Annotated in this window: 21 protein-coding genes; 16 read left to right on the forward strand and 5 right to left on the reverse strand. The window is 70.0% G+C overall.

Annotated features, from left to right (window positions below):
• Nucleotides 1–55 precede the first annotated feature (55 nt).
• The 4 genes from nusA (at nt 56) to rbfA (ending at nt 4,736) form a co-directional block, all read left to right on the forward strand.
• The gene (nusA, locus tag PQV94_RS05040; RefSeq protein ID WP_274287696.1) at nt 56–1,042 is read left to right on the forward strand and encodes a transcription termination factor NusA; all 987 of its coding nucleotides are present in this window, start codon (nt 56–58) and stop codon (nt 1,040–1,042) included.
• A 34-nt stretch (nt 1,043–1,076) separates the two neighbouring features.
• Nucleotides 1,077–1,349 (forward strand): YlxR family protein, encoded by a 273-nt coding sequence (locus tag PQV94_RS05045; protein ID WP_274287697.1) that lies wholly within the window; start codon nt 1,077–1,079, stop codon nt 1,347–1,349.
• Between the two features lie 59 nt (nt 1,350–1,408).
• On the forward strand, nt 1,409–4,171 hold the full coding sequence (infB, locus tag PQV94_RS05050) for a translation initiation factor IF-2 (RefSeq protein WP_274287698.1): 2,763 nt from the start codon (nt 1,409–1,411) through the stop codon (nt 4,169–4,171).
• Nucleotides 4,172–4,307: 136 nt separating this feature from the next.
• Complete coding sequence (rbfA, locus tag PQV94_RS05055) at nt 4,308–4,736, forward strand: 30S ribosome-binding factor RbfA (RefSeq protein WP_274287699.1); 429 nt, start codon at nt 4,308–4,310, stop codon at nt 4,734–4,736.
• 4 nt (nt 4,737–4,740) lie between these two features.
• Here the strand turns inward: rbfA and PQV94_RS05060 are convergent, their stop codons facing one another.
• Nucleotides 4,741–5,238, reverse strand: coding sequence for a flavodoxin family protein (locus PQV94_RS05060; protein WP_274287700.1), 498 nt, complete (start codon nt 5,236–5,238; stop codon nt 4,741–4,743).
• Nucleotides 5,239–5,308: 70 nt separating this feature from the next.
• On the reverse strand, nt 5,309–6,175 hold the full coding sequence (locus tag PQV94_RS05065; RefSeq protein ID WP_274287701.1) for an A/G-specific adenine glycosylase: 867 nt from the start codon (nt 6,173–6,175) through the stop codon (nt 5,309–5,311).
• A 22-nt stretch (nt 6,176–6,197) separates the two neighbouring features.
• On the opposite strand from PQV94_RS05065, the gene PQV94_RS05070 reads away from it, so the two are divergent.
• Genes PQV94_RS05070 through PQV94_RS05090 form a run of 5 tightly spaced genes read left to right on the forward strand, consistent with a single transcriptional unit; the run spans nt 6,198 to nt 9,583 of the window.
• Nucleotides 6,198–6,869, forward strand: a complete 672-nt coding sequence (locus PQV94_RS05070) for a uridine kinase (RefSeq protein ID WP_274287702.1) — start codon at nt 6,198–6,200, stop codon at nt 6,867–6,869.
• Nucleotides 6,869–7,774 carry a tRNA pseudouridine(55) synthase TruB gene (gene truB / locus PQV94_RS05075; RefSeq protein WP_274287703.1) on the forward strand — a complete coding sequence of 302 codons (906 nt, stop codon included), beginning with the start codon at nt 6,869–6,871 and terminating at the stop codon, nt 7,772–7,774. Before PQV94_RS05070 ends, truB begins: the two co-directional genes overlap by 1 nt.
• Nucleotides 7,771–8,139, forward strand: a complete 369-nt coding sequence (locus PQV94_RS05080; RefSeq protein WP_274287704.1) for a hypothetical protein — start codon at nt 7,771–7,773, stop codon at nt 8,137–8,139. Before truB ends, PQV94_RS05080 begins: the two co-directional genes overlap by 4 nt.
• 38 nt (nt 8,140–8,177) lie before the next feature.
• Nucleotides 8,178–8,630: a hypothetical protein gene (locus PQV94_RS05085; protein WP_274287705.1), complete on the forward strand. Its 453-nt coding sequence runs from the start codon at nt 8,178–8,180 to the stop codon at nt 8,628–8,630.
• Nucleotides 8,627–9,583 (forward strand): bifunctional riboflavin kinase/FAD synthetase, encoded by a 957-nt coding sequence (locus PQV94_RS05090; RefSeq protein WP_274287706.1) that lies wholly within the window; start codon nt 8,627–8,629, stop codon nt 9,581–9,583. Before PQV94_RS05085 ends, PQV94_RS05090 begins: the two co-directional genes overlap by 4 nt.
• On the opposite strand, the gene PQV94_RS05095 is transcribed toward PQV94_RS05090, so the two are convergent.
• The gene (locus tag PQV94_RS05095; protein ID WP_274287707.1) at nt 9,552–10,943 is read right to left on the reverse strand and encodes an MFS transporter; all 1,392 of its coding nucleotides are present in this window, start codon (nt 10,941–10,943) and stop codon (nt 9,552–9,554) included. The genes PQV94_RS05090 and PQV94_RS05095 overlap by 32 nt on opposite strands.
• A 94-nt stretch (nt 10,944–11,037) precedes the next feature.
• On the opposite strand from PQV94_RS05095, the gene PQV94_RS05100 reads away from it, so the two are divergent.
• From PQV94_RS05100 to PQV94_RS05115, 4 genes are all read left to right on the forward strand, one after another.
• Nucleotides 11,038–13,266, forward strand: a complete 2,229-nt coding sequence (locus PQV94_RS05100) for a heavy metal translocating P-type ATPase (RefSeq protein ID WP_274287708.1) — start codon at nt 11,038–11,040, stop codon at nt 13,264–13,266.
• Nucleotides 13,267–13,572: 306 nt separating this feature from the next.
• Nucleotides 13,573–13,941 (forward strand): hypothetical protein, encoded by a 369-nt coding sequence (locus PQV94_RS05105; RefSeq protein WP_274287709.1) that lies wholly within the window; start codon nt 13,573–13,575, stop codon nt 13,939–13,941.
• Between the two features lie 165 nt (nt 13,942–14,106).
• Complete coding sequence (locus PQV94_RS05110; RefSeq protein WP_274287710.1) at nt 14,107–16,254, forward strand: DEAD/DEAH box helicase; 2,148 nt, start codon at nt 14,107–14,109, stop codon at nt 16,252–16,254.
• Nucleotides 16,255–16,372: 118 nt separating this feature from the next.
• On the forward strand, nt 16,373–17,401 hold the full coding sequence (locus tag PQV94_RS05115; RefSeq protein WP_274287711.1) for a 6-phosphofructokinase: 1,029 nt from the start codon (nt 16,373–16,375) through the stop codon (nt 17,399–17,401).
• A gap of 172 nt (nt 17,402–17,573) precedes the next feature.
• Here the strand turns inward: PQV94_RS05115 and PQV94_RS05120 are convergent, their stop codons facing one another.
• Together PQV94_RS05120 and PQV94_RS05125 are read right to left on the reverse strand one after the other, a co-directional pair.
• Nucleotides 17,574–17,969 (reverse strand): DUF559 domain-containing protein, encoded by a 396-nt coding sequence (locus PQV94_RS05120; RefSeq protein ID WP_274287712.1) that lies wholly within the window; start codon nt 17,967–17,969, stop codon nt 17,574–17,576.
• A gap of 765 nt (nt 17,970–18,734) precedes the next feature.
• Nucleotides 18,735–20,837 carry a S9 family peptidase gene (locus tag PQV94_RS05125; RefSeq protein ID WP_274287713.1) on the reverse strand — a complete coding sequence of 701 codons (2,103 nt, stop codon included), beginning with the start codon at nt 20,835–20,837 and terminating at the stop codon, nt 18,735–18,737.
• Nucleotides 20,838–21,063: 226 nt separating this feature from the next.
• Between PQV94_RS05125 and PQV94_RS05130 the strand changes: the two genes are divergently transcribed.
• The 3 genes from PQV94_RS05130 to PQV94_RS05140 are packed head-to-tail and all read left to right on the forward strand — an operon-like array spanning nt 21,064 to nt 23,583.
• Nucleotides 21,064–22,290, forward strand: coding sequence for an inorganic phosphate transporter (locus tag PQV94_RS05130; protein WP_274287714.1), 1,227 nt, complete (start codon nt 21,064–21,066; stop codon nt 22,288–22,290).
• Entirely contained in the window at nt 22,290–22,625 is a 336-nt protein-coding gene (locus PQV94_RS05135; RefSeq protein WP_274287715.1) for a peptidase, read from the forward strand. The genes PQV94_RS05130 and PQV94_RS05135 overlap by 1 nt, the downstream gene beginning before the upstream one ends.
• 40 nt (nt 22,626–22,665) lie before the next feature.
• Nucleotides 22,666–23,583 carry a phosphodiesterase gene (locus PQV94_RS05140; RefSeq protein WP_274287716.1) on the forward strand — a complete coding sequence of 306 codons (918 nt, stop codon included), beginning with the start codon at nt 22,666–22,668 and terminating at the stop codon, nt 23,581–23,583.
• Nucleotides 23,584–23,676: the final 93 nt, after the last annotated feature.

A 23,676-nucleotide genomic window follows, 5' to 3' on the forward strand; every position in this document is an offset into this window, starting at 1 on the left:
TAGGGGGGATGCGGCGGCGTCGTCCGCCGCGAAGAGCTGAATATAGGAGGTCACCGTGGATATCGATCTCGGACTGCTGCGTACCGTCGAGCGCGAGAGGGAGATCCCCTTCGACGAACTCGTCGCCATCATCGAGCAGGCGATCCTGACCGCCTACGCGAAGCACACCTCACCGACCGGCGAACTGCCCGAGGGGGCACGTTCGCACCTCGACCGCAAGACGGGCCATGTCGGAGTCTTCGTCCCCGTACGCGACGAAGAGGGCGTCATCGTCGGCGAAGAGGAGAGCACCCCGGAGGACTTCGGTCGTATCGCCGCCTTCGCCGCCAAGCAGGTCATCAACCAGCGCCTGCGCGACATCGCCGACGACGCCGTGCTGGGAGAGTTCCGCGGCAAGGAAGGCGACATCGTCGCCGGCGTCATCCAGCAGGGCCCCAACCCTCGCATGGTCCACGTCGACCTCGGCACCGTCGAGGCGATCCTGCCGCCCGAGGAGCAGGTGCCCGGCGAGGAGTACCGCCACGGTTCCCGCATCCGCGTCTACGTGACCAGCGTCGCGAAGGGGACGAAGGGGCCGGCGATCACGGTGTCGCGCACGCACCCCGGTCTGGTGCGCAAACTCTTCGCCCTCGAGGTGCCCGAGATCGCGGCGGGCGTCGTCGAGATCGTCGCGCTCGCGCGCGAGGCCGGTCACCGCACGAAGATGGCCGTGCGCACCGACGACCCTTCCATCAACGCGAAGGGCGCGTGCATCGGTGAGCTCGGCCGGCGTGTGCGCGCTGTCACCGAGGAGCTGAACGGCGAGAAGATCGACATCGTCGACTACAACGCCGATCTCGCGACCTTCGTCGCCCACGCCCTCTCACCCGCCAAGGTGACGTCCGCGTTCGTGCTGGATCAGAGCACCAAGGCTGTCCGCGCGCTCGTTCCCGACTACCAGCTCTCGCTGGCGATCGGTAAGGAGGGCCAGAACGCCCGGCTCGCCGCGAAGCTCACCGGCGCGAAGATCGACATCCAGCCCGACAGCATTCTGGAGAGCTGACGCGTCCCTGACCCCCTCGGTCGACAGGTGTAAGATGGAACCCGTACGAACGTGCGTCGGATGTCGCACGCGTGCTCCCCGAAAAGACCTCCTGCGGGTGGTCTGCGCGGATTCCGCGCTCGTCATCGACGAGCGCGGGGCGTTGCCGGGCAGAGGCGCGTGGGTCCACGAGACGCCCGAATGCATGGATGCCGCCCTGAGGCGCCGTGCGTTCGTGCGGGCATTGCGTGTGTCAGGCCCGCTTGACACGCAGACCATCGAGAAACGGCTGAACGGCTATGGACACAAAGTGAACGGCTCGAAATGAGACCCGTCCGCGACTAACGGTCTGCCCTGTCCTGGGTAGGCCCCCAAGACAGGAGAATTGTGGCAAAACCACGCGTGCACGAGATCGCTTCCGAGCTCGGCGTCGACAGCAAGGTCGCGCTTGCGAAGCTGAAGGAGCTCGGCGAGTTCGTCAAGAGCCCCTCATCCACCATCGAGCCCCCGGTGGCTCGTAAGCTCCGTGCTGCCCTCGAGGCAGACGGCGTCGCGGCGCCCGCCGCTGCACCCAAGCCGACCGGCGGAGCCCGCCCTGGGCCCGCTCGCCCCGCGGCCCCCCGCCCGCAGGCTCCGGCCCCCGCAGCCCCCGCTGCTGCGGCGGCGCCCGAGACATCTGCGCCGGCACCGGCAGCCCCCGCGGCTCCCGCCGCATCCGCTCCGGCAGCCCCCGCCGCACCCGCTTCGGGCGCAACGCCCGCTGCGGCGACCCCCGGCGCTCCCAAGCCCGGCGCGGCTCCCAAGCCCGGCGGTGCGACGCCGCCGCGTCCCGGCGGCGCTCCCCGTCCCGGCAACAACCCCTTCGCGAGCGCGCAGGGCATGGGCCAGCGTCCGGCCGGCCCCCGCCCGGGCAACAACCCGTTCGCGAGCGCGCAGGGCATGGGCCAGCGCCCCTCTCCCGGCAACATCCCGCGTCCCCAGGCTCCGCGCCCCGGCGCCCCTCGCCCCGGCGCTCCGCGTCCGGGTGGTGCGGGTCGTCCCGGTGGTGGCGGTCGTCCCGGTGCTCCGTTCCAGCAGCGTCCCGGCGGTCCCGGCCGTCCCGGCGGTGCCGGCGGCTTCCAGCGTCCCGGTGCTCCCGCGGGTGGCGGCTTCGCCGGCCGGCCGGGTGGTGGCGGTGGCCGCGGCCGCGGTCCCGGCGGTGGCACCGCCGGTGCCTTCGGTAAGGGCGGCGGCAAGTCGCGTCAGCGCAAGTCGCGTCGGGCGAAGCGGCAAGAATTCGAGATGCGGTCGGCGCCGGTCGTCGGCGGCGTCAACGTCCAGAAGGGCAACGGCGAGATCATTCGCCTGCGCCGCGGTGCCTCCATCGCCGACTTCGCGGACAAGCTCGAGGCGCTGCGCGGGTACACCGTGCAGCCCGGAACGCTCGTGACCATCCTGTTCAACCTGGGTGAGATGGCCACGGCGACCGAGTCGCTCGACGAGGCCACCTTCGAGGTGCTCGGCGAGGAGCTGGGCTACAAGATCCAGATGGTCTCGCCCGAGGACGAGGACAAGGAGCTCCTCGAGGGCTTCGGTCTCGATCTCGAGGCCGAGCTCGAGGCGGAGAGCGAGGACGACCTCGAGATCCGTCCTCCGGTGGTGACCGTCATGGGTCACGTCGACCACGGTAAGACCCGACTGCTCGACGCGATCCGCCAGACGAACGTCGTGGCGGGTGAGGCCGGTGGCATCACCCAGCACATCGGTGCGTACCAGGTGTGGACCGAGCACGAGGGCATCGAGCGCGCGATCACCTTCATCGACACCCCGGGTCACGAGGCGTTCACCGCCATGCGTGCTCGTGGTGCGCAGGTGACCGACATCGCGATCCTCGTGGTCGCCGCCGACGACGGCATCATGCCGCAGACGGTGGAGGCGCTCAACCACGCGCAGGCCGCTCAGGTGCCGATCGTCGTCGCCGTCAACAAGGTCGACAAGCCCGACGCCAACCCGGCGAAGGTCCGTCAGCAGCTCACCGAGTACGGTCTGGTCGCCGAGGAGTACGGCGGCGACGTGATGTTCGTCGACGTCTCGGCTCGCCAGGGGACCAACATCCAGGAGCTTCTGGACGCCGTCCTGCTGACCGCGGATGCCGGCCTCGACCTCACGGCGAACCCGAACAAGGCCGCGCGCGGTGTCGCGATCGAAGCGAAGCTCGACAAGGGCCGCGGATCGGTGGCGACCGTGCTCATCCAGTCCGGAACGCTCCGTGTCGGTGACGCGATCGTCGCAGGAACGGCCTACGGCCGCGTCCGCGCGATGATCGACGAGAACGGCGACCCGGTGGAGGAGGCCTGGCCTTCTCGCCCGGTGCAGGTGCAGGGTCTGAACTCCGTCCCTCGCGCCGGCGACGTCTTCATCGTCACCGAAGAGGACCGTCTGGCCCGCCAGATCGCCGAGAAGCGCGAGGCCGCCGAGCGCAACGCGCAGCTGGCCAAGGCTCGCAAGCGCATCTCGCTCGAGGACTTCACCCGTGCTCTCGAAGAGGGCAAGGTCGAGTCGCTCAACCTCATCATCAAGGGTGACGTGTCCGGTGCCGTCGAAGCGCTGGAGGAGTCGCTGCTCAAGATCGAGGTCGACGACTCCGTGCAGCTGCGCATCATCCACCGTGGTGTGGGTGCCATCACCGAGTCGGACATCAACCTGGCGACGATCGACAACGCGATCGTCATCGGCTTCAACGTCCGGCCCGACACGAAGGCCCGCGAGCGCGCCGCGCGCGAGGGCGTCGACGTCCGCTTCTACTCCGTCATCTACAACGCGATCGATGACGTCGAACAGTCCCTCAAGGGCCTGCTCAAGCCGGAGTACGAAGAGGTCCAGTCGGGTGTCGCCGAGATCCGCGAGGTGTTCCGCTCCTCGAAGTTCGGCAACATCGCCGGTGTCATCGTGCGCTCGGGAACCATCACCCGCAACGCGAAGGCCCGCGTCATCCGCGACGGCGTCGTCATCGCCGACGGTCTGGCGATCGAGTCGCTGCGCCGCTTCAAGGACGACGTCACCGAGGTGCGCACGGACTACGAAGCCGGTATCGGCCTCGGCAAGTACAACGACATCCAGGTCGGCGACGAGATCGAGACGACCGAGATGGTGGAGAAGCCGCGCGGCTGATCCTCTGGTTGCTACGGACTCGGATGTCCGTCCTCGGCAAGAGCGGGGCCCCTACCCCGATTGCCTCGGACGGACATCCGAGTCCTCCGCAGTTTCGAGTCCGCCTTCAGCGGACTGAGATAGGGAGAAGAAGGACATGGCCAGTGAACGGCAGGCGAGGCTCGCCGACCGCATCCGCGTGCTCATCGCCGAGCGGCTCGAGAAGGGGCTGCGCGACCCGCGCCTCGGCTTCGTGACGATCACGGATGTGCGCGTGACGGGCGACTTGCAGCACGCGTCGGTGTTCTACACGGTGCTCGGTACCGAGCAGGAACGTCTCGATTCCGCAGCGGCTCTGACTGCAGCGACAGGCATGTTGCGCAGTGAGGTAGGCCGCAAGCTCGGCGTGCGACTGACGCCCACGCTCGAGTTCATCCCCGACGGTGTTCCCGAGAACGCCGGCCACATCGAAGACCTGCTGCGCGAGGCGCGCGAGCGCGACACCGCTGTGGCAGGACTGGCGGCTTCGGCCCAGTACGCCGGTGACGCCGACCCCTACGTCTCCCGCGAGGACGACGAGGACTGACTCCTCACCGGGACGCCGTCAACGCGCGTCCCCACGCGAAGGCCCGTTCGAGCTCTCCCTGCTCGAGCGGGCCTTCGCGCGATGTCACCACGAAGTCAGCGGAATCCGAGACGACGAGCGAACGGCGCTTCGCCGCTCGCGCTATCGACTTCGCAGCCGAGCCGACCATGAACGATCGCCCCTGACGAGTGTCGAAGGCGGCGACGCGCGGGGGCGCGGCCTCGACTTCAAGCGTTGCAAGCCATTCTCGAACTCCCGGTGCATGCGCGACCGCGGCGCCGTGGGCGCGCGCCTCCGCGCGGCTCGACGGGGTCGGCAGCGTGAACGCGTGGGTCGGAGCGCCGATGATGAGCAGCCCCACGGATGCCCTGAGCGATGACGGAGCGTCCGCGACCGCGCAGAGTGTGAGCGCGTCGGAGCCCTCCCGGGCGCCGCGGGCGATCTCCTCCGCCACCTGGCGGGTGTTGCCCCAGAGCGACTCGTAGACGATCAGCGTCTCCACATCTCGCACCGTACGCGCGCCCGGAGGGATGCATCGGCCCGCGGACCGGGATTATCAGGCCACGAACCTCTCAGCGCGGCAGCCGGAGTTCGCCGTCGACGGCTTCCGCGAGCCCGTCCGCAACGAGGGAATCGATGGCGCGATCGCGCTGCAGGGCATCGGGCCAGTGCGCGGCGACGATCTCGATGGCGACCGAATGACCGGATGCCTCGCGCAACTGCTTGAGCACGGCCCCTCGCGCCTGCCGGTCGCTGCCCTCGTACCGCGCCTGCCGACGGCGTGTGTCACCGGTGTCCGGGTAGCCCGCGCGTCGCCACGCGCAGATCTCGCGCAGCGGGCACTCGGTGCAATGCGGGCTTCGTGCCGTGCAGACCAGTGCGCCGAGTTCCATGGCGGCGGCATTGACGGTGGCGGCGGTGGCCGCATCCGCCGGGAGGAGCGCGTCCATCGCCGCGAGGTCGCGTCGAGACGGCGGGCCCGGCTGCGCCTGGCCGTCGATCGCGCGGGCGATGACGCGGCGGGTGTTGGTGTCGACGACGGGATGGTGGTCGCCGTACGCGAAGACCGCGACGGCGCGCGCGGTGTAGTCGCCGATTCCGGTGAGGGCGAGCAGCTGATCGACCTGTCGCGGCACGACGCCGTCATGCCGATCCCGGATCTCGACCGCCGCACGGTGGAGCCACAGCGCGCGGCGCGGGTAGCCGAGATTCGCCCACTGGCGTACGGCGTCGGCGGGGGCGGCTGCCGCGAGGGCTGCGGGAGTCGGCCACAGCGCGAGCCAGGCATCGAGGTGGGGGATCACGCGGTTCACGGGGGTCTGCTGGAGCATGAACTCGCTGACCAGGACTCCCCAGGCCCCGAATCCGGGTGCGCGCCAGGGAAGATCGCGCGCGTTGTCGCGGTACCAGGCGACGAGCGCGGGGGCGAGATCCGGCATCCCTCCAGCCTAGGCTTGAGACATGCGCCCACCGATCTCGCCAGAACAGGAAACGCTGCTCCGCGAGCTGCGTACGGAGCTGCGCCAGCACCATCGTGGGGGCCGGCTGCTGGTCGCGGTGGACGGTCGGGACGGCGCGGGGAAGACCCTGTTCGCCGATGCGCTCGCGGATGTCCTGCGCGAAGACGGCTCGAGCGTGTTCCGCGCATCGGCGGACGACTTCCACCGTCCACGCGCCGAGCGCTACGCTCGCGGCCGGGCATCCGCGGAGGGCCATTATCGAGACTCCTATGACAACGACGCGCTGCTCGAGCGGCTGCTGCGGCCCTTCCGCGCCGGCGCCGGCTTCGTGACGGCCGTGCACGATCTCGAAGAGGACCGTGCCGTCGAGGTCGCGGCCGACGTCGCGCCCGCCGACGCGGTTCTCGTGGTCGACGGGCTCTTCCTTCTCCGCCCGGAGCTTCGCGATGTATGGAACTGGTCGGTGTGGCTCGATGTGCCCCTCGACGTCGCATTCGATCGCATGGCCGAACGCGACGGCAGCGACCCCGACCCTCTCGCAGACTCGAACGCACGCTACCGCGGCGGCTTCGAGCTCTATCTCCAGGACGGAGACCCTCGCGGCCGCGCGAACGTCATCGTCGACAACACCGACCCGACGCATCCCGCCCGCGTCTTCCGGGACTTCTGCTGATGGCCGGGGAAGTCGCACCCACCGGCGTGCTCTTGGTCGACAAGCCGGGCGGGCTCACGAGCCATGACGTCGTTTCGCGCACCCGTCGCGCGCTGAACACCCGCAAGGTGGGCCACGCCGGCACGCTCGATCCGATGGCGACCGGCCTGCTCGTTCTCGGCGTCGGCGGCGCGACCCGGCTGCTGACGTACATCGTCGGGCTCGATAAGACCTACGAGACCACCATCGTGCTCGGTGCGAGCACGGACACCGATGACGCCGACGGCACGCTCGTGGAGCGTGCGGATGCGGCCAGGCTCGCCGCCGTGACGGACGAGGAGATCCGCGCCGGCGTCGACGAGCTGACGGGAGACATCGAGCAGGTGCCGAGCACGGTGTCGGCGATCAAGGTCGCGGGCAAGCGTGCATACGACCTGGCTCGAGCGGGCGAGGACGTGGTGCTGGCAGCGCGCGCCGTGACCGTCTCGCGTTTCGAGGTGCTCGCCATCCGACGCCGCGAGCAGGCGATCGAGCTGGATGCGGTGGTCGACTGCTCCAGCGGCACGTACATCCGCGCCTTGGCGCGGGATCTCGGAGCAGCCCTCAGCGTCGGTGGACACCTCACGGCACTGCGACGCACCCGCATCGGCTCGTTCGATCTCTCCGGCGCGGTCGACCTCGAGCACATCGCCGCCGACGCGCTGCTGCCGCCCGCGGACGCCGCAGCCCTCGCGCTGCCCACCCTCACCGTCGGCGACGACGAGGCACGCGATCTGCGTCACGGCAAGCGCCTGCCCGGTGCCGCATCGAGAGTGTCGGCGACTCCGGCTGCCGCGATCGGCCCGGGCGGCACCCTGATCGGTGTGCTGGAGCGTCGAGGCGCCGACCTCAAGAGTGCGATGAACATGCCGGAGGAACAGCCGTGATCCTCTGGTTCGCGCTCGTGCAGGTCGCCGTCGCTGCAGTGGCGGCGCTCGTGTGCATCATCCTCGGGCTGGCCGGGCGGCGCCCGAGCGATCTGAGCGTCGGAGCGCTCGCTCTCGTCGAGCTGCTGCTGATCGCTCAGATCGTCGTGGCGATCGTGTCGCCGCTCACGGGCAATCCCATCTCCGGAAGCGCGCTCGAGTTCTGGGTGTATCTGGTCTCCGCGGCGCTGATTCCTCCGGCCGGCGTCTTCTGGGCTCTGCTCGAGCGCAGCCGCTGGAGCACGGTCGTGATGGGCGTGGCGGCAGGGTCCGTGGCGGTCATGGTCTGGCGGATGCAGGTGATCTGGAGCGGCATCGGCGCCTGAGCCGGGCGCTGCGCGCCTCGATCTAGGATTGTGAGGTCATGGCACCTGCGAACCGTCCCCGCATCACCGGCCTCGGCCGCGTGCTGGTCGCGGTGTACGCCGTGCTGGCCCTCGCTGCGACGGGCCGATCGCTCGTGCAGATCGTCGAGCGCTTCGACGCAGCGCCGCTGGCGTTCACCCTGTCCGCGATCTCCGCGGGGGTCTACATCCTCGCGACGGCGGCGCTCATCTTCTCTCACTCGCGCTTCTGGTACGCCGTCGCCTGGGTCGCCATCGTCTTCGAGATGGTCGGGGTGCTGGTGGTCGGCTCCGTCAGCCTGTTCCGGCACGATCTGTTCCCGGAGGAGACCGTGTGGAGCTGGTTCGGATCCGGTTACGTCTTCGTGCCGCTGATCCTTCCCTTCGTCGGCGTCTGGTGGCTGTTCACCCACCGACCCGGCCACGTGCAGGCCGCTCCCGCTCCCGCACGCATCGAAAGGTCCGTCTGGTGATCGTCTTCCACGGACCCCAGGAGGTTTCCGCGGGCTTCGGCCCGTCCGTCGTCGCGATCGGCAAGTTCGACGGGGTGCATGCGGGGCATCGCGTGCTCCTCGAGCGCGCCAAGGTGGAGGCGGCGGCTCGCGGCGCGAAGGTCGTCGCCGTCACCTTCGACCGCAACCCGCTCGCCCTGTTGCGCCCGGATCGGTGCCCAGAGAATCTCGTGGGCGTCACGCAGAAGCTGCGGCTGCTCGCCGAAACCGGCATCGACGCCGCGATGGTGCTGACCTTCGACGCTGCGCTGGCAGAGCTCGAGCCCCGGGACTTCGTTCGCGGCATGCTCGTGGAGCCTCTCGACACCTGTGCCGTTCTCGTCGGAAATGACTTCCGCTTCGGCCGTGGGGGAGCGGGCGACCCTGAGACGCTCGAACGACTCGGCGAGGAGTTCGGTTTCAGCGTCGGCGTGGTCGACGACGTGAGCGCGATCGACGGCGGTCGCCGGGTGTCGTCCACGTGGGTCCGGGAGTTGCTCGCCGAAGGCGATGTGGAGGGTGCTGCGAAACTGCTCGGGCGCCCGGCATCCGTCCGCGGTGAGGTCGTGCACGGGCTCAAGCGGGGGCGCGAGCTGGGTTTCCCGACCGCGAACCTCAGCCCGTCGCTCGAGGGTTTCGTCCCCGCAGACGGCGTGTACGCCGGATGGCTCGTGGATGAGGCCACCGGGCTACGTTCGGGGACGCGCTACCCGGCTGCGATCTCCGTAGGCACGAACCCGACCTTCGACGACGTGCCGACGCGTCAGGTGGAGGCGCACGTGCTCGACGAGCAGGGGATCGATCTCTACGGCCACGAGGTCGATGTGCAGTTCGTGCAGCGGGTGCGCGGCATGGTGGCGTTCGAGGGGATCGATGCGCTGATCGCCCAGATGAACGACGACGTCACGCGCGTGCGTCGGATGCTCGGCGCGTAGCCGAGTCGGTGCCGCCTCGGATCCCGAGCGCGGACGCGACGGCACCGAGCGTCATCAGCACGGCGACGAAGACCATCGCGGTGTGGAGCCCCGCCAGATCCAGCGCGTCGCCGACCAGCACCCCGATCGCCGCAACGGCGAGCAGTCCTGCCACCCGGGCGACCGCGTTATTGACCGCCGAGGCGATGCCCGAGCGTTCGGAGGTCACCGAGCCCAGCACGGCGGCCGTGAGAGGCGCGACGGTCAGCGTCAGGCCGATCCCGAAGAGCACCATTCCGGGCAGTACCTGTGTGAGGTAGTCGAAAGGCTCACCGACCGTCAACAGGAGCAGAGAACCGGCGGCCATGACGGCGGGCCCGAACGTCATGAACCAGCGTGGGCCGAGCCTGCCGGCCCACGCTCCCGCGCGGGAGCTGAACGCGATCATCAGGAGCGTCGGAGGCAGGGACGCGAGTCCGGCGACGGTCGCCGAGAGTCCCGCCGTCTGCTGGAGGTAGACGGTGAGCACGAGCCCATTGAGTGAAAGGCCCGCGTAGACGAAGAACGTCGTGAGGTTGCCGGCCCAGAAGTTGCGGGCGCGGAACAACGACAGCGGCATGACGGGGGACGGGGCGACACGCTGCCGCCAGATGAATCCCGCCAGCAGAAGCAGGCCGCCGATCGCGCCCGCCCACACCCAGGGTGAGCCCGCGCCCAAACGCGGCTGCTCGATGAGGGCGAAGACCACAGCTCCCAGACCGGCCGTGCTGAGCACAGCCCCCAGAGCATCGATCCGCGCACCGGGCGTGCGCAGTTCCGGGATGCGGGTGAGGAGCAGGAGAGTGGGCAGGACGGGCAGAACGGTCACCGCGAACACCCAGCGCCACGTGAGGAGGTCGACGAGCAGGCCGCCGGCGAGGGGGCCGATGAGGGTGGCGACGGTGGTGGCGCCGGTCCAGATCCCGATCGCGCGCGAGCGCTCGGCGCCCTCGAAGCGCGCCGTCAGCAGAGCGAGCGAGCTCGGCACGAGCAGCGCGCCCCCGACGCCCTGCACGGCTCTGAGCGCGATGAGCCAGCCGGCGCTGGGCACGAAGGCGAGGGCGAGCGAGGACGCGCCGAAGATCCCGAGCCCGATGCGCAGGATCCGCACCCGACCGAACGCGTCGCTGAGGGACCCGGCGACCAGGATGAAGGCCCCGAGCGTGACGAGGTAGGCATCCACCACCCACTGCTGCGTCGCCAAGCCGCCGCCGAGCTCACGTGCGATGGCGGGCAGGGCCACGTTGACGATCGTGCCGTCGAGGAAGGAGACGAACGAGGCGAGAACCGCGACGCCGATGACGACAGCGGCGCTCGCGGGGACGTTCGAACGGGTCGCCATACCGCACACGCTACGCCCTCCCGCGGACGTCGGGAATGTCTCGCGGAATACCCTAGGGGGGTATATCGTTGCGAGAAGCGAGGAGGATGGAAACATGCACGAACACGGCGGAACCACCCGCGAGGCGGTCCTGGACATCGAGGGCATGACCTGCGCCAGCTGTGTGGCGCGGGTCGAGAAGCGACTGGGTGCGGTCGACGGCGTGGCCGCGGCGGTCAACCTCGCCACGGAGTCCGCGCACGTGAGCTACCCCGCCGATCTCCCGGAGGAGAGGCTCGTGCAGGCGGTGGCGGAGGCCGGCTACACCGCCCGCATCCGGCCCACGCACATGCACGGCGACCACGACGGCGGTCACGTGCACGAGGTGGAGGATGCGCCCGGAGCCACACCCCTGCGCACGCGCCTGATCGTCAGCGCCGCCCTCGCGATCCCGGTCGTCGCGCTCGGGATGGTTCCGGCGTGGCAGTTCCCCGGATGGCAGTGGCTGTCGCTCGTGCTCACCGCACCCGTGGTGCTGTGGGGCGGGTGGCCGTTCCACCGCGCGACGTTCGCGAACTTGCGTCACGGCGCGCTGACCATGGACACGCTCATCACGATGGGCACCTTCGCAGCGTTCGGATGGAGCCTGTGGGCTTTGCTGTTCGGATCCGCCGGCCGCTGGGGCATCCGTCACGAGGTCGCACTCATCGGCCCGGTGCACGATGCGAGCTCGCTCGTCTACTTCGAAGTGGCCGCCGCCGTGACGGTCTTCCTGCTGCTGGGGCGCTACATCGAGCAGCGGTCGCGCCGCGCTGCCGGTGCGGCGCTTCGTGCGCTCGGCGAGCTGACGGTGCCGGAGGTGGAACTCGCCGACGGCCGCACGGTGGCGCTGGAGGCGTTGCGCCCGGGAGACGTGTTCGTGACGCGCCCGGGGGCGACGCTGGCCACGGACGGCACGGTCGTCGAGGGGCGCGCCGACGTGGACGAGAGCATGCTGACCGGTGAGACCGTGCCCGTGGCCGTCGCGCCGGGATCCTCGGTCACCGGCGGCACGATCGTGCACGGCGGTGCGTTGACGGTGCGAGCGGATGCGGTCGGCGCCGACACGCGTCTGGCTCGCATCGCGCAGCTCGTCGAGAACGCGCAGATGGGCAAGAGCCGGGTGCAGCGGCTGGCGGACCGGATCTCCGCCGTCTTCGTGCCGATCGTCATCGCACTCGCGGCACTCACCCTCGTCGGATGGATCGTGGCGGGCGGCTCGGTGGCGGAGGGCTTCGTCGCAGCCGTCGCCGTGCTCATCATCGCCTGCCCGTGCGCCCTCGGGCTCGCCACTCCCGTGGCGATCCTCGTCGGCACCGGTCGCGGTGCGCAGCTCGGCATTCTCGTCACGGGCCCCGACGCCCTCGAGAACGCGCAGCGCGTCGACACGGTCGTGCTCGACAAGACCGGCACCGTCACCACCGGCCAGATGCGCGTGCGTCGTGCGGTCGTCGCGTCCGGCGTCGACGAGGCGCGGGCACGTCGTGTCGCCGCCGCGCTCGAGGCCGGCTCTGAGCACCCGGTCGCCCGGGCGCTCGCCGCAGCGGACGCGCCCGCCGTCGCCGATTTCGCGGCCGTCCCCGGGCGCGGCGTAGTCGGAGAGGTCGAGGGCTCCCGCGCCTTCGCCGGGAGCGTCGCACTCGCCGCGGATGAAGGCGCCGAGCTCCCGGCCGAACTCGCCGCTGCCATCGACGACAGCATCGGGACCAACGTGGTCGTGGGCTGGGCAGACGGCGACGGACGCATGCGCGCCGCCGCCGTGTTCGAGCTCGAGGACGCCGTGCGCGAGGACGCGGCCGAGACCGTGACCGAGCTCTCCCGCGAGGGCATGCGCGTGCTCCTGCTCACCGGCGACGCCGAGCCCGTGGCCCGTCGGGTCGCGCGGGAGGTCGGGATCGGCGAGGTGAGGGCGCAGGTCAGCCCCGAGGGCAAGCTCGCCGCCATCACTCAGTTGCAGGCGGAAGGGCGCCGGGTGGCGATGGTCGGCGACGGTGTGAACGACGCGGCGGCGCTGGCCGCATCCGATCTGGGTATCGCGATGGGGGCGGGAACCGACGCCGCCCGCCATGCGGGAGACATCACGCTCACCGGGTCGCGGCTGGGGCAGGTCGGAACGGCGCTGTCGCTCAGTCGCCGGGTGATGTCCGTCATCCGAGGCAATCTGTTCTGGGCCTTCGCCTACAACGTCGCCGCGCTTCCACTGGCCGCGTCGGGCCTGCTGAACCCGATGATCGCCGGCGCTGCGATGGCCTTCTCCAGCCTGTTCGTCGTGCTGAACAGCCTGCGGCTGCGCCGGGCGGGCTGACGACGGCGCGGCTGCCGGGGAGGCCGGGATGCTGCATCTAGTGTCGAAGCTGTCCCACTCCCGGAGGTTGTCGTGATCCGCAAGCCCCGTTCTTTCGGCGCCGCTCTCGGCCTGTGCGCCGTCGTCCTGGCGTTGACTGCCTGCGTACCCGAGCCGTCGGCGACGACGTCGCCATCCGGGTCGACGGCGTCCTCCGAATCCCCGACACCCGGCTCGTCGCCCTCGGCCTCACCCTCGTCGACGCCCCGCCCCCAGGCGCAGGAGATCGAGCTGCCTGCCTCGTGCGACGCGCTGTACTCTGCGTCGATGCGCAGCCGCCTCGACGCAGAGCTGCCGCCTCTGAACGACGGCAGCGTCGATCTGGCCACCACGCAGGTCGAGTCCCTGCGGGGCCTGATCGACTCGGGTGCGCCGACGCTGCGCTGCACGTGGGGCACCGCTGCAGGTTCGGCCCTCGCGACGAGCGTGACGATCGTGGATCCGGCCGATGCGCCGCGCATCCAGGACATGCTGGCCGCGGCCGGCTTCGTCTGCTCCGACAACTCGGGCGGCATCCTGTGCACGAGCGGCAACGAAGCGGACTTCCTGCGCGGCAACGGCTGGGTCGCGACATCGTGGAGCGCGAGCGAGCCGGAGGGGTACACGGAGGACATCGCCGCCACTCTCTGGGGCTGAGACTGCACCGCACCCCGGGATGCTCTAAACTGTCACCGTCGGCCCGGATCCCTGCATCCACGTCAGGCCCGGTCGACTCTCTCGCGTACGAGCCGGCACCGAGCCGCCCGCGAGACTCGAAACACCGGTCGACGGTCCGTTGCGGACCCGACGCTCAGGAGGAGCATGCCGACCACGGCACCGGCGGCGCAACGCCGTAGAAAGTCCTCGTCCGCCAAGCGCGACGACGAGGCCCCCGTCATCCCGATCCTCGCGCGCAAGGTGCGCGAGGTCGAGGCGAAAGCCCAGCGCGGCAAGCTGGGCCCCACCAACCGCGTCAAGTTCCAGGTCATCGCCTTCCTGGTGCGCGAGGAACGCGCCCGCGTGAAGTCGGACACGACGCTCACCGACGCATCGCGTGCCGAACTGCTCAAGCGGCTGGACGGCGTGGCGACGATCCTCGCCAAGACCGCCGCCCGCGACACATCCCTCATCCAGCTGCTCGAAGTCGACCAGGCGACCTCGCCGGTCGCGAAGCGGATGCGGCGCGATTGGCTGCTGGAATCCGGTGCGGAACTCGCCCCGGATGAGCTGATCATCACGGATGCGGCACCCGCCACGCCCGTCGCGGTGATCCCCGCCGCGGCAGCGTCCCGGCAGGTCGTGCCGCCGCAGGTCGAGGCCCGACAGATGGCGAACCCCTTCCTCGCGCCCGATCTGACTCCGCGCTCCACCGGCAGCACCCCGCGCCGTCGCCTCGACGACTGGGAGCTCATGGGGCCGCTGTACAAGGCGTTCGAGACGGGCGCCGGCGGGGGAGCAGCGTCGATGGACCTGCCTCCCGTGCCCGAGTTCGACCGTCTGTCGCCCAAGGGGCTCGAGGTCATGGCGCACCAGTCACGCTTCCTCGAGGCCGTGCGCGAGGGGCACCGCAGCTTCTTGCTGGCCGACGAGCCCGGTCTCGGAAAGACCGCGCAGTCGGTGCTCGCCGCATCCGTCGCGAACGCGTATCCGCTGCTGGTCGTCGTACCCAACGTCGTCAAGATGAACTGGGCGCGCGAGGTGCACCGGTGGACGCCGCAGCGGCGCGCCACCGTCATCCAGGGCGACGGCGAGAACATCGACGCGTTCGCCGACGTCTTCATCGTCAACTACGAGGTCCTCGACCGTCACCTGTCATGGCTGAGCACGATCGGCCTGCGCGGCATGGTCGTCGACGAGGCGCACTTCATCAAGAACCTCACCTCGCAGCGCTCCCGCAACGTGCTCGCTCTGGCGGGCCGCATCCGTGAGGCGCGGCGCGATCCGCTCATGCTGGCGCTGACGGGTACCCCGCTGATCAACGACGTCGAGGACTTCGACGCGATCTGGCGCTTCCTGGGCTGGACCAACGGTGAGAAGCCGGGCCCGGAGCTGATGGCCAAGCTCGACGAGACCGGCCTCACACCAGCCGACAAGGCGTTCTACCCGCAGGCGCGCAGCGCGGTCATCTCGATGGGCATCGTCCGTCGGCGAAAGACCGACGTGGCGGCGGATCTTCCCGACAAGCTCGTCGCGGATCTGCCCGTCGAGCTCGACGACGAGTACGGCCGGTCGATCCGCCATGCCGAGCGCGAGCTGGGCGAGCGCCTGGCATCGCGGTACCGCCGCATCATCGAAGCCCGCGGTGAGCGCGGCCTTCCGGTCGGCGAGATCGACGAGGACATCGTGCGCCTGGTCGCCCAGCACGAGCTGGACGAGTCCAAGGCCGCCGCATCCGGCAGCGAGAACGTCTTCACGATGGTGCGCCGCATCGGCCAGGCCAAGGCGCTGCTCGCGGCCGACTACACCGTGCAGTTGCAGCGCTCCGTCGGCAAGGTGGTCTTCTTCGCGAAGCACATCGACGTCATGGATGCGGCCGAGGCGCACTTCGCCGCGGCCGGCCTCAAGACCGTTTCGCTGCGCGGAGACCAGACGGCCATCGCGCGCCAGGCGGCCATCGACGCGTTCAACTCCGATCCGGAGGTCGCCGTCGCGGTCTGCTCCCTGACCGCCGCCGGTGTCGGCGTCAATCTGCAAGCAGCATCCAACGTGGTGCTGGCGGAGCTGAGCTGGACCGCGGCAGAACAGACGCAGGCCATCGACCGCGTGCACCGCATCGGACAGGACGAGCCGGTGACGGCGTGGCGCATCATCGCCGCGCACACGATCGACACGAAGATCGCCGAGCTCATCGATGCCAAGCAGGGGTTGTCCCTCCGCGCGCTCGACGGACACGCGGTCGAGCCCGGTTCGAGCGACTCCGTGCAGCTGTCGGCGCTCATGCACCTGACGCGGACCGCGCTCGGCGGCTGAGCCGCATCCATATGCACGGCCCCGGGTGTGCGCCCGGGGGCTCCGGGGCGATAGTGTCGGTGAGGCAACGTCGCCCCATTCCCCGGAGCACCATCACCCGGAAAGCAGGGACTCCAGCATGAAGATCGGTATTCTCACCAGCGGCGGCGATTGCCCCGGACTGAACGCGGTCATCCGCGGTGTCGTGCTCAAGGGCACCACGACCTACGACCTCGAGTTCGTGGGCATCCGTGACGGATGGCGAGGCGTGGTCGACGGCGACTTCTTCCCGCTGACGCGGCACGAGGTCAAGGGCCTGTCGAAGGTGGGCGGCACGATCCTCGGCACCAGTCGCACCAACCCCTACGAGGGTCCCCGCGGCGGCGCCGAGAACATCGCCAAGACCCTGTACGGGCACCGCATCGACGGCATCATCGCGATCGGCGGCGAGGGCACGCTGGCAGCGGCGAACCGGCTCGCCAACGACGGCATCAACGTGCTGGGTGTCCCGAAGACCATCGACAACGACCTGCGTGCGACCGACTACTCCTTCGGCTTCGACACCGCCGTCAACATCGCCACCGACGCGATGGATCGTCTGCGCACCACCGGCGACTCGCACCAGCGTTGCATGGTCGCCGAGGTCATGGGCCGCCACGTGGGCTGGATCGCGCTGCACGCGGGTATCGCCGCGGGCGCGCACGTGATCTGCATCCCTGAGGTCCCGATGTCGATCGACGAGATCGTCGACCAGGTCAGTCGCGCGCACGACCGTGGCCGCGCGCCGCTCGTCGTCGTCTCGGAGGGCTTCAAGCTCAAGGGCATGGACGAGGCCTTCAGTGACAAGGGTCTGGACGCCTTCAACCGCCCGCGCCTGGGCGGCATCAGCGAGGTCCTCGCCCCGGAGATCGAGCGCATCACGGGTATCGAGACCCGTGCGACGGTGCTCGGCCACATCCAGCGCGGCGGATCTCCGTCCGCCTTCGACCGCGTGCTCGCAACCCGTCTGGGCCTGCACGCCGCCGACGCGATCGTCGACGGTGCGTGGGGCCAGATGGTCGCCATGCGCGGCACCGATATCGTGCGTGTGCCGTTCGCGGAGGCTCTCGGCGAGCTGAACACGGTTCCGCAGTACCGCTACGAAGAGGCCGCCGCGCTCTTCGGCTGAGCCGTCCTCGCGCCCTTTCCGGAGGCGCGCCAGGGCATGTCCCACTTTCCGCAGGGCATGTCCCACTTGCCGCACTTTTGGTGCCTCGATCTTGCAGCAAGTGGGACACGGCTCTCGGGCTATTGCGGCAACTGGGACACGCTGCGTGTGAGGCCTGCATCCTGTGTGCGGATCAGCTTCGTTCGCGCCGCCAGCCGGCGCGAACGAGAGCCTGGCGAACCTTGTCCACCGCCGCACGGCCGTCGCCGCGCATGTGGTGATTCAGGATGCGGACCAGATCCCACCCCTCGGCGCGGATCGCATCCCACCGATCGGCGTCCTTCGCGAACTGACGGGCATCCTCCGCGTGCACACGCCCGTCGTACTCGACGCCGATCCGCCAGCGCCGATACGCGAGGTCGAGCTCCGCGACGTGTCGGCCGCGCGCGTCCAGGAGCGTCCAGTTGATGTCGGGCTCCGGGAGGCCGCCGCGCAGAATCAGCAGTCGCAACCGCGTCTCTCGTGGGGACCGAGCGCCGACACGCACGTCTCGGAGGGCGGCGGTGAGGCGGCCTCGGACGTCGCCCATCGTCTCGACCTCCTCCCTCAGTTCAGCCGCACTGCAGAGAGGTCGAGGCCCCGACACGAGGAACTCTGCCGCACAGATGAGGTCGTCAATCCGCCATGTCGCAGCGGCTTGGCGCCATGCGCGTGCCGGGTGCTCGATCGGCAGACCGTCGTGCTCCCGCGTCGCCGGTTCGCGGTGCTGAAGACGGTGGCCGGTGACGCCGCCGATGCGCGGCTCGCGCGCGGGCCGGTGGGCGTAGACGTGGATGCCCGTCGTGTGGGGCCATTCACGAACGGGAACCCCATAGAGAGCGAGTGCCGTCTCTCCTCCGAAGAACTGCCATGGTCGCAGCCGCGGCGCGTACTCCTCGCACCGGCCCCGGATGTCATCTCCCGCGGCCGCATCCGCCACGGAACGCACGCCGCGGTAGGGGACTCGCAACGCTGACCGTCGAAGCCGGTGAGGGGAGTGGCCGAGAGTCACCGCCTGGGCGACGGCGAAGTGGGGCGGAAGGTCAGGGGGAAGGGGATCAACCGGGGGCATACCCCTGAGCATCCTGCGCTCGGACCGGGAGACCCGCGCTGTGCACAGGTCTCGTGGCTCTCACCCCTCCTGTGGAGGATCGCCCCATCGACCATGTCCCACTTGCCGCAGTTTTCGGTGCCCAGAATTGCAGCAAGTGGGACACGCGTTGCGGGAAGTGGGACATGCCCGGCTGGGGTCGCCCGACCGGCGAGGACCGGCGAGGGCCGGCGGGGTCCAGCCCGGGCGCGCGCAGGGCCGGGGTCAGGCGAGGCCGAGGACGTCCAGCATCCAGGCCTGCTCGTACGCGCGCTCGCGCCATGCGTTGTAGCGCCCGCTCACGCCGCCGTGGCCGGCGACCATCTCGCACTTGAGGAGCGCATCGGCCCCGACCTCGCGCAGCCGTGCCACCCACTTCGCGGGCTCCACGTACAGCACGCGGGTGTCGTTGAACGAGGTGACGGCCAGGATGCGGGGATACGTCACACCCTCACGCACGTTCTCGTAGGGCGAGTACGTCTTCATGTAGGCGTACACCTCTGGGTCGTGCAGCGGGTCTCCCCACTCATCCCACTCGATGACCGTCAGCGGGAGCGAGGGGTCGAGGATCGTCGTCAGCGCGTCCACGAACGGCACGTCGGCCAGGATGCCGGCGAACAGCTCCGGTGCGAGGTTCGCGACGGCGCCCATCAGCAGACCGCCCGCCGAGCCGCCCTCGGCGACAAGGAGCTCCGGTGACGTGTAGCCATGGTCGATCAGGTGCAGGGCGCAGTCGACGAAGTCGGTGAACGTGTTGCGCTTGGCCAGCAGCTTCCCGTTCTCGTACCATTCACGGCCCATCTCGCCGCCGCCGCGCACGTGCGCGACCGCGAAGATCACCCCCCGGTCGAGCTCGGACAGGCGCGCGACGGAGAACGCCGGCTCGATGGAGTGCTCGTAGGAGCCGTAGCCGTACAGGTGCACGGGTCGAGGCGCAGCCCCCGCATCCCCGAACGAGCGCTTCCACACCAGCGAGACGGGCACCTGCGTTCCGTCCTGCGCGGTAGCCCAGACACGGGCCTGAGCGTAGTCGACGCTATCGTAGCCGCCCAGCACCGGCTGCTGCTTGCGCACGAGACGCTCGCCCGTGGCGGGGTCATAGTCGAAGACGGTCGAGGGCGTCACGAACGAGCCGTAGCCCAGCCTGATGAGGGGAGGGGCCCACTCGGGGTTGCCCGCCGTGCCGACCGAGTAGAGCGGCTCGTCGAACTCGACCTCGGCGACCGCACCGTCCGCGTAGTCCAGCATGCCGAGCCGCGCCAATCCTTCGCGCCGGTACGCCAGCACGGCCCAGTCGCGGAAAGTGGACAGCCCCAGCAGGCGCCGGCCGCTGCGGTGCGGCACGACGACCTCGCGCGCACCTTGCGGATCGGATGCGGACACCCGCACGAGCTCGAAGTCCACCGCCTGGTCGTTGTGGAGGATGTAGAGCACGTCCTCGCCGTCGACGACGGCATGGTCGCTGTCGTACTCCACGCCCTCCCGGCGCGGCCAGATGACACGCGGCTCGCCGCGGAGGTCGTCGGCGGGAAGCAGCCACTCCTCCGAGGTGATGGAGGAGCCGACCCCGATGACCAGGTAGCGGTCGCTGCGGGTGAAGCCGGCGCCCACCCAGAACCGGTCGTCGCTCTCGTGGAAGAGAAGTGCGTCGTCGGCGACCGAGGTGCCCAGCTCGTGAAGCCAGACCTTGTCGGGGCGCCAGGCGTCGTCGACGGTCGAGTAGACCACGAAACGCCCGTCGGGAGACAGGGAGGCGCCTGCGAACGTGCCCTCGATGACGTCGGGCAGCGTCGCGCCCGTCTCGAGATCGCGCACGCGCAGTGTGTACCGCTCGTCGCCGGACGTGTCGACGCCGTACAGCAGCAGGCGCCCGTCGGTGGAGACCTCGAAGGTGCCGAGGGAGAAGAACTCCTCGCCGTCGGCCTCGGCGTTCCCGTCGAGCAGCACCTGCTCGCCCGGCAGGGCGCCCTCGGGCACCGGGGGAGTCCAGTCGTCGGGCGAGGCAAGCGGTGCGCGGCAGTGGATGCCGTACTGCTTGCCCTCCTCCGTGCGCGAGAAGTACCACCACGCACCGCGCCGGGTGGGCACGGAGAGATCGGTCTCGAGCGTGCGTCCCTTGATCTCCTGGAAGATCTGCTCGCGAAGGCCCACGAGGTGCGCGGTGCGTGCATCCGTGTAGGCGTTCTCGGCCTCGATATGAGCCACGACGCTCGCGTCGTCCTTGTCGCGGAGCCATTCGTACGGGTCGTCGAAGACGTCGCCGTGGTGCGAACGCGAGCGGACCTTGCGAGCGGCATGCGGGGCTGCGGGGATGGCGGAGTCGGTCACCGTTCCACGCTAGTCGGATGCGGCAGGTTCCGGCCCGTCCGCGCAGGAGCTGCGCGAGGCGACGCGGAGCGCTGGTTACCCCCGGCGCACCGAGTTGACCGGGAGGGCGGGCGATGTAAGGATTCCGTGTGGTCGGGTTAACGAATGCCGACTCCACGGTGAACTGTTCGTTCGCGCCGCCGTTCGCTCGGCTCTCCTTCCTTCTCCCTCTCACCGAAAGCGAACGGTGGAAACCGCAGCACTGATCGTCGTCCTGATCATCGGACTCGCGCTCTTCTTCGACTTCACCAACGGCTTCCACGACACCGCCAACGCGATGGCCACGCCTATCGCGACGGGTGCCCTGAAGCCGAAGGTCGCCGTCCTGCTCGCGGCGGGTCTCAACCTCGTCGGCGCGTTCCTGTCGACCGAGGTCTCCAAGACGATCTCGCACGGCATCGTGCGAGAGGACCAGATCTCACCCGGAGCCTTCCTCCCGCTGATCTTCGCCGGGCTCATCGGCGCCATCACCTGGAACATGCTGACGTGGCTGCTGGGTCTTCCCTCGAGCTCGTCGCACGCGCTGTTCGGCGGTCTCATCGGCGCGACGCTGGTGGGCATCGGTGCCTATGCGATCGACTTCGGCGTCGTGCTCAGCAAGGTCATCCTCCCGGCGCTGATCGCTCCGGTGACGGCGGGGGTCATCGCCTTCGCCGCGACGAAGCTCGCGTACGCCGTGACCCGACGCTACGACGGCAAGCCGGACGGACGCGACGGGTTCCGCTGGGGGCAGATCTTCTCCTCGTCCCTCGTCGCACTCGCCCACGGCACCAACGACGCGCAGAAGACGATGGGCGTGATCACCCTCGCGCTGATCATGGCCGGCTGGCAGGATTCGGCTCACGCTGACCCCCAGCTGTGGGTCATCTTCGCCTGCGCCTTCACGATCGCTCTCGGCACGTACATGGGTGGCTGGCGCATCATCCGCACGCTCGGCAAGGGGCTCACCGACGTGAAGCCCGCGCAGGGATTCTCGGCGGAGAGCTCGACCGCCGCCACGATCCTGGCCTCCAGTGCCCTCGGCTTCGCCCTGTCGACCACGCAGGTCGCCTCCGGCTCGGTCATCGGCTCCGGGCTCGGTCGCCGTGGCGCGAAGGTGCGCTGGCGGACGGTCGGGCGCATCACGATCGGCTGGCTGCTCACCCTTCCCGCCGCGGGCATCGTGGGTGCCGGGGCCGCGCTCATCGTCGCGTGGCTCGGCCCGTGGGGCATCGCGATCGACGCAGTGCTGGCCGTCATCATCGTCCTCCTGCTCTTCCTGCGCTCGCGTCGTGACGAGGTGACCGCAGCCAACGCCATGAGCGAGGTCGCCGACTCCGGCCGTGCCGTCAAGGTCAAGCGCAACCCGCCCCCCACGCGTCGCCAGCGCCGCCTGGAGCGCGAGCGGGCCCGTCAGGAGAAGGGACAGCGCTGATGGACGTCCAGATCGATTGGCTCGCCTTCGTGCAGGTCTTCTTCGCCGCCCTCATCGCGGCCGTCGCCGTCGTCGGGAGCTACGCTCTAGGCCTTCGGATGCTGGTGCGCGCCGGACGGGCGCCGGTGGTGGCGCCCGCGGAGTTCACCGACGCGATCACCGTCATGACCGACAAGCAGCGCGCCAAAGCCGAGAAGGCCGCGGCGAAGGCTGCCAAGCGCTCGCCGTTGACCGTCGGCCAGAAGCGGCTCGCGTTCGCCGTCGCGTGCGCGGCCTTCGGATTCTGCGCGCTGGCGGTGCTGTCCGGGCTGCTGATCATCGTGATCGGCCACTGATCGCCGCGTCGGCGTCGGCGGCCGGTCCTAGGGTGGCCGTATGAGTGCCGCATCCGCCGCCGTGCAGTTCGGGCAGCATCCGCCCGCTCTGCGAACGATCGTCCACCTGAGCGACACGCACTTCCTCGCGGGCAACGCGCCCCTGGGCGGGCGCTACGACACGCTCGCGAACCTGCGGCGCACGGTGGCCGCGATCGATCGCACCCGCATCCGTCCCGATGCCGTGGTGTGCACGGGCGACCTCACCGACCTGGGCGAGCCCGAGGCCTACCGGGCGCTGCGCGAGGTGCTGGAGCCTGCCGCCGACCGATGGGGCGCGCCGCTGGTGTGGGTGGCAGGCAACCACGACGAACGGGCGCCGCTGCGCACCGAACTGCTGGATGCTGCGGCGAGCGACGAGCCCGTCACCGCCGTCCACGACCTCGACGGCCTCCGCCTAGTGGTGCTCGATTCCACCGTGCCGGGCTGGCATCACGGCGAGATCGACGACGCGCAGCTGGCGTGGCTCGCCGATGTCCTGGCGACCCCCGCGCCACTGGGGACGCTCCTGGCGCTTCACCACCCGCCGCTACCCAGCCACATCCCGTTCTTCGACATTCTCGAGCTGCGCGATCAGCACCGGCTGGCCGGCGTCGTGCGCGGCAGCGACGTGCGCGGCATCCTCGCCGGGCACCTCCACCACTCGACCTCCGGCACGTTCGCGGGAGTGCCCGTGAGTGTCGCGGCCGCCACCTGTTACACGATGGATCTGGCGCGCCCCGCGGACCAGGTCAACGGCATGGATGCGGGGCAGTCGTTCCACCTCGTTCACGTCTACGACGACACCGTCACGCACGCCGTCGTTCCTGTCGTCGACGCCGAGACGGCCGACTTCTTCACGCCGGAGTGGGTGGGGGAGATGGCCGCTCTCAGCCCCGCGGAGCGACTCGAGGCCTTCTCTCGCAAACGCCCGCGCTGACGCTCGCCGCCGGGGAGGTTGTCGCCCGCGGGGTGTACGCCGTGTCCGGTGGCATGCGCGGGTACGGCGATTAGGCTCGGTGAGGCAATCGGC

Source organism: Microbacterium sp. Clip185, assembly GCF_028743715.1.
Taxonomy (GTDB): domain Bacteria; phylum Actinomycetota; class Actinomycetes; order Actinomycetales; family Microbacteriaceae; genus Microbacterium.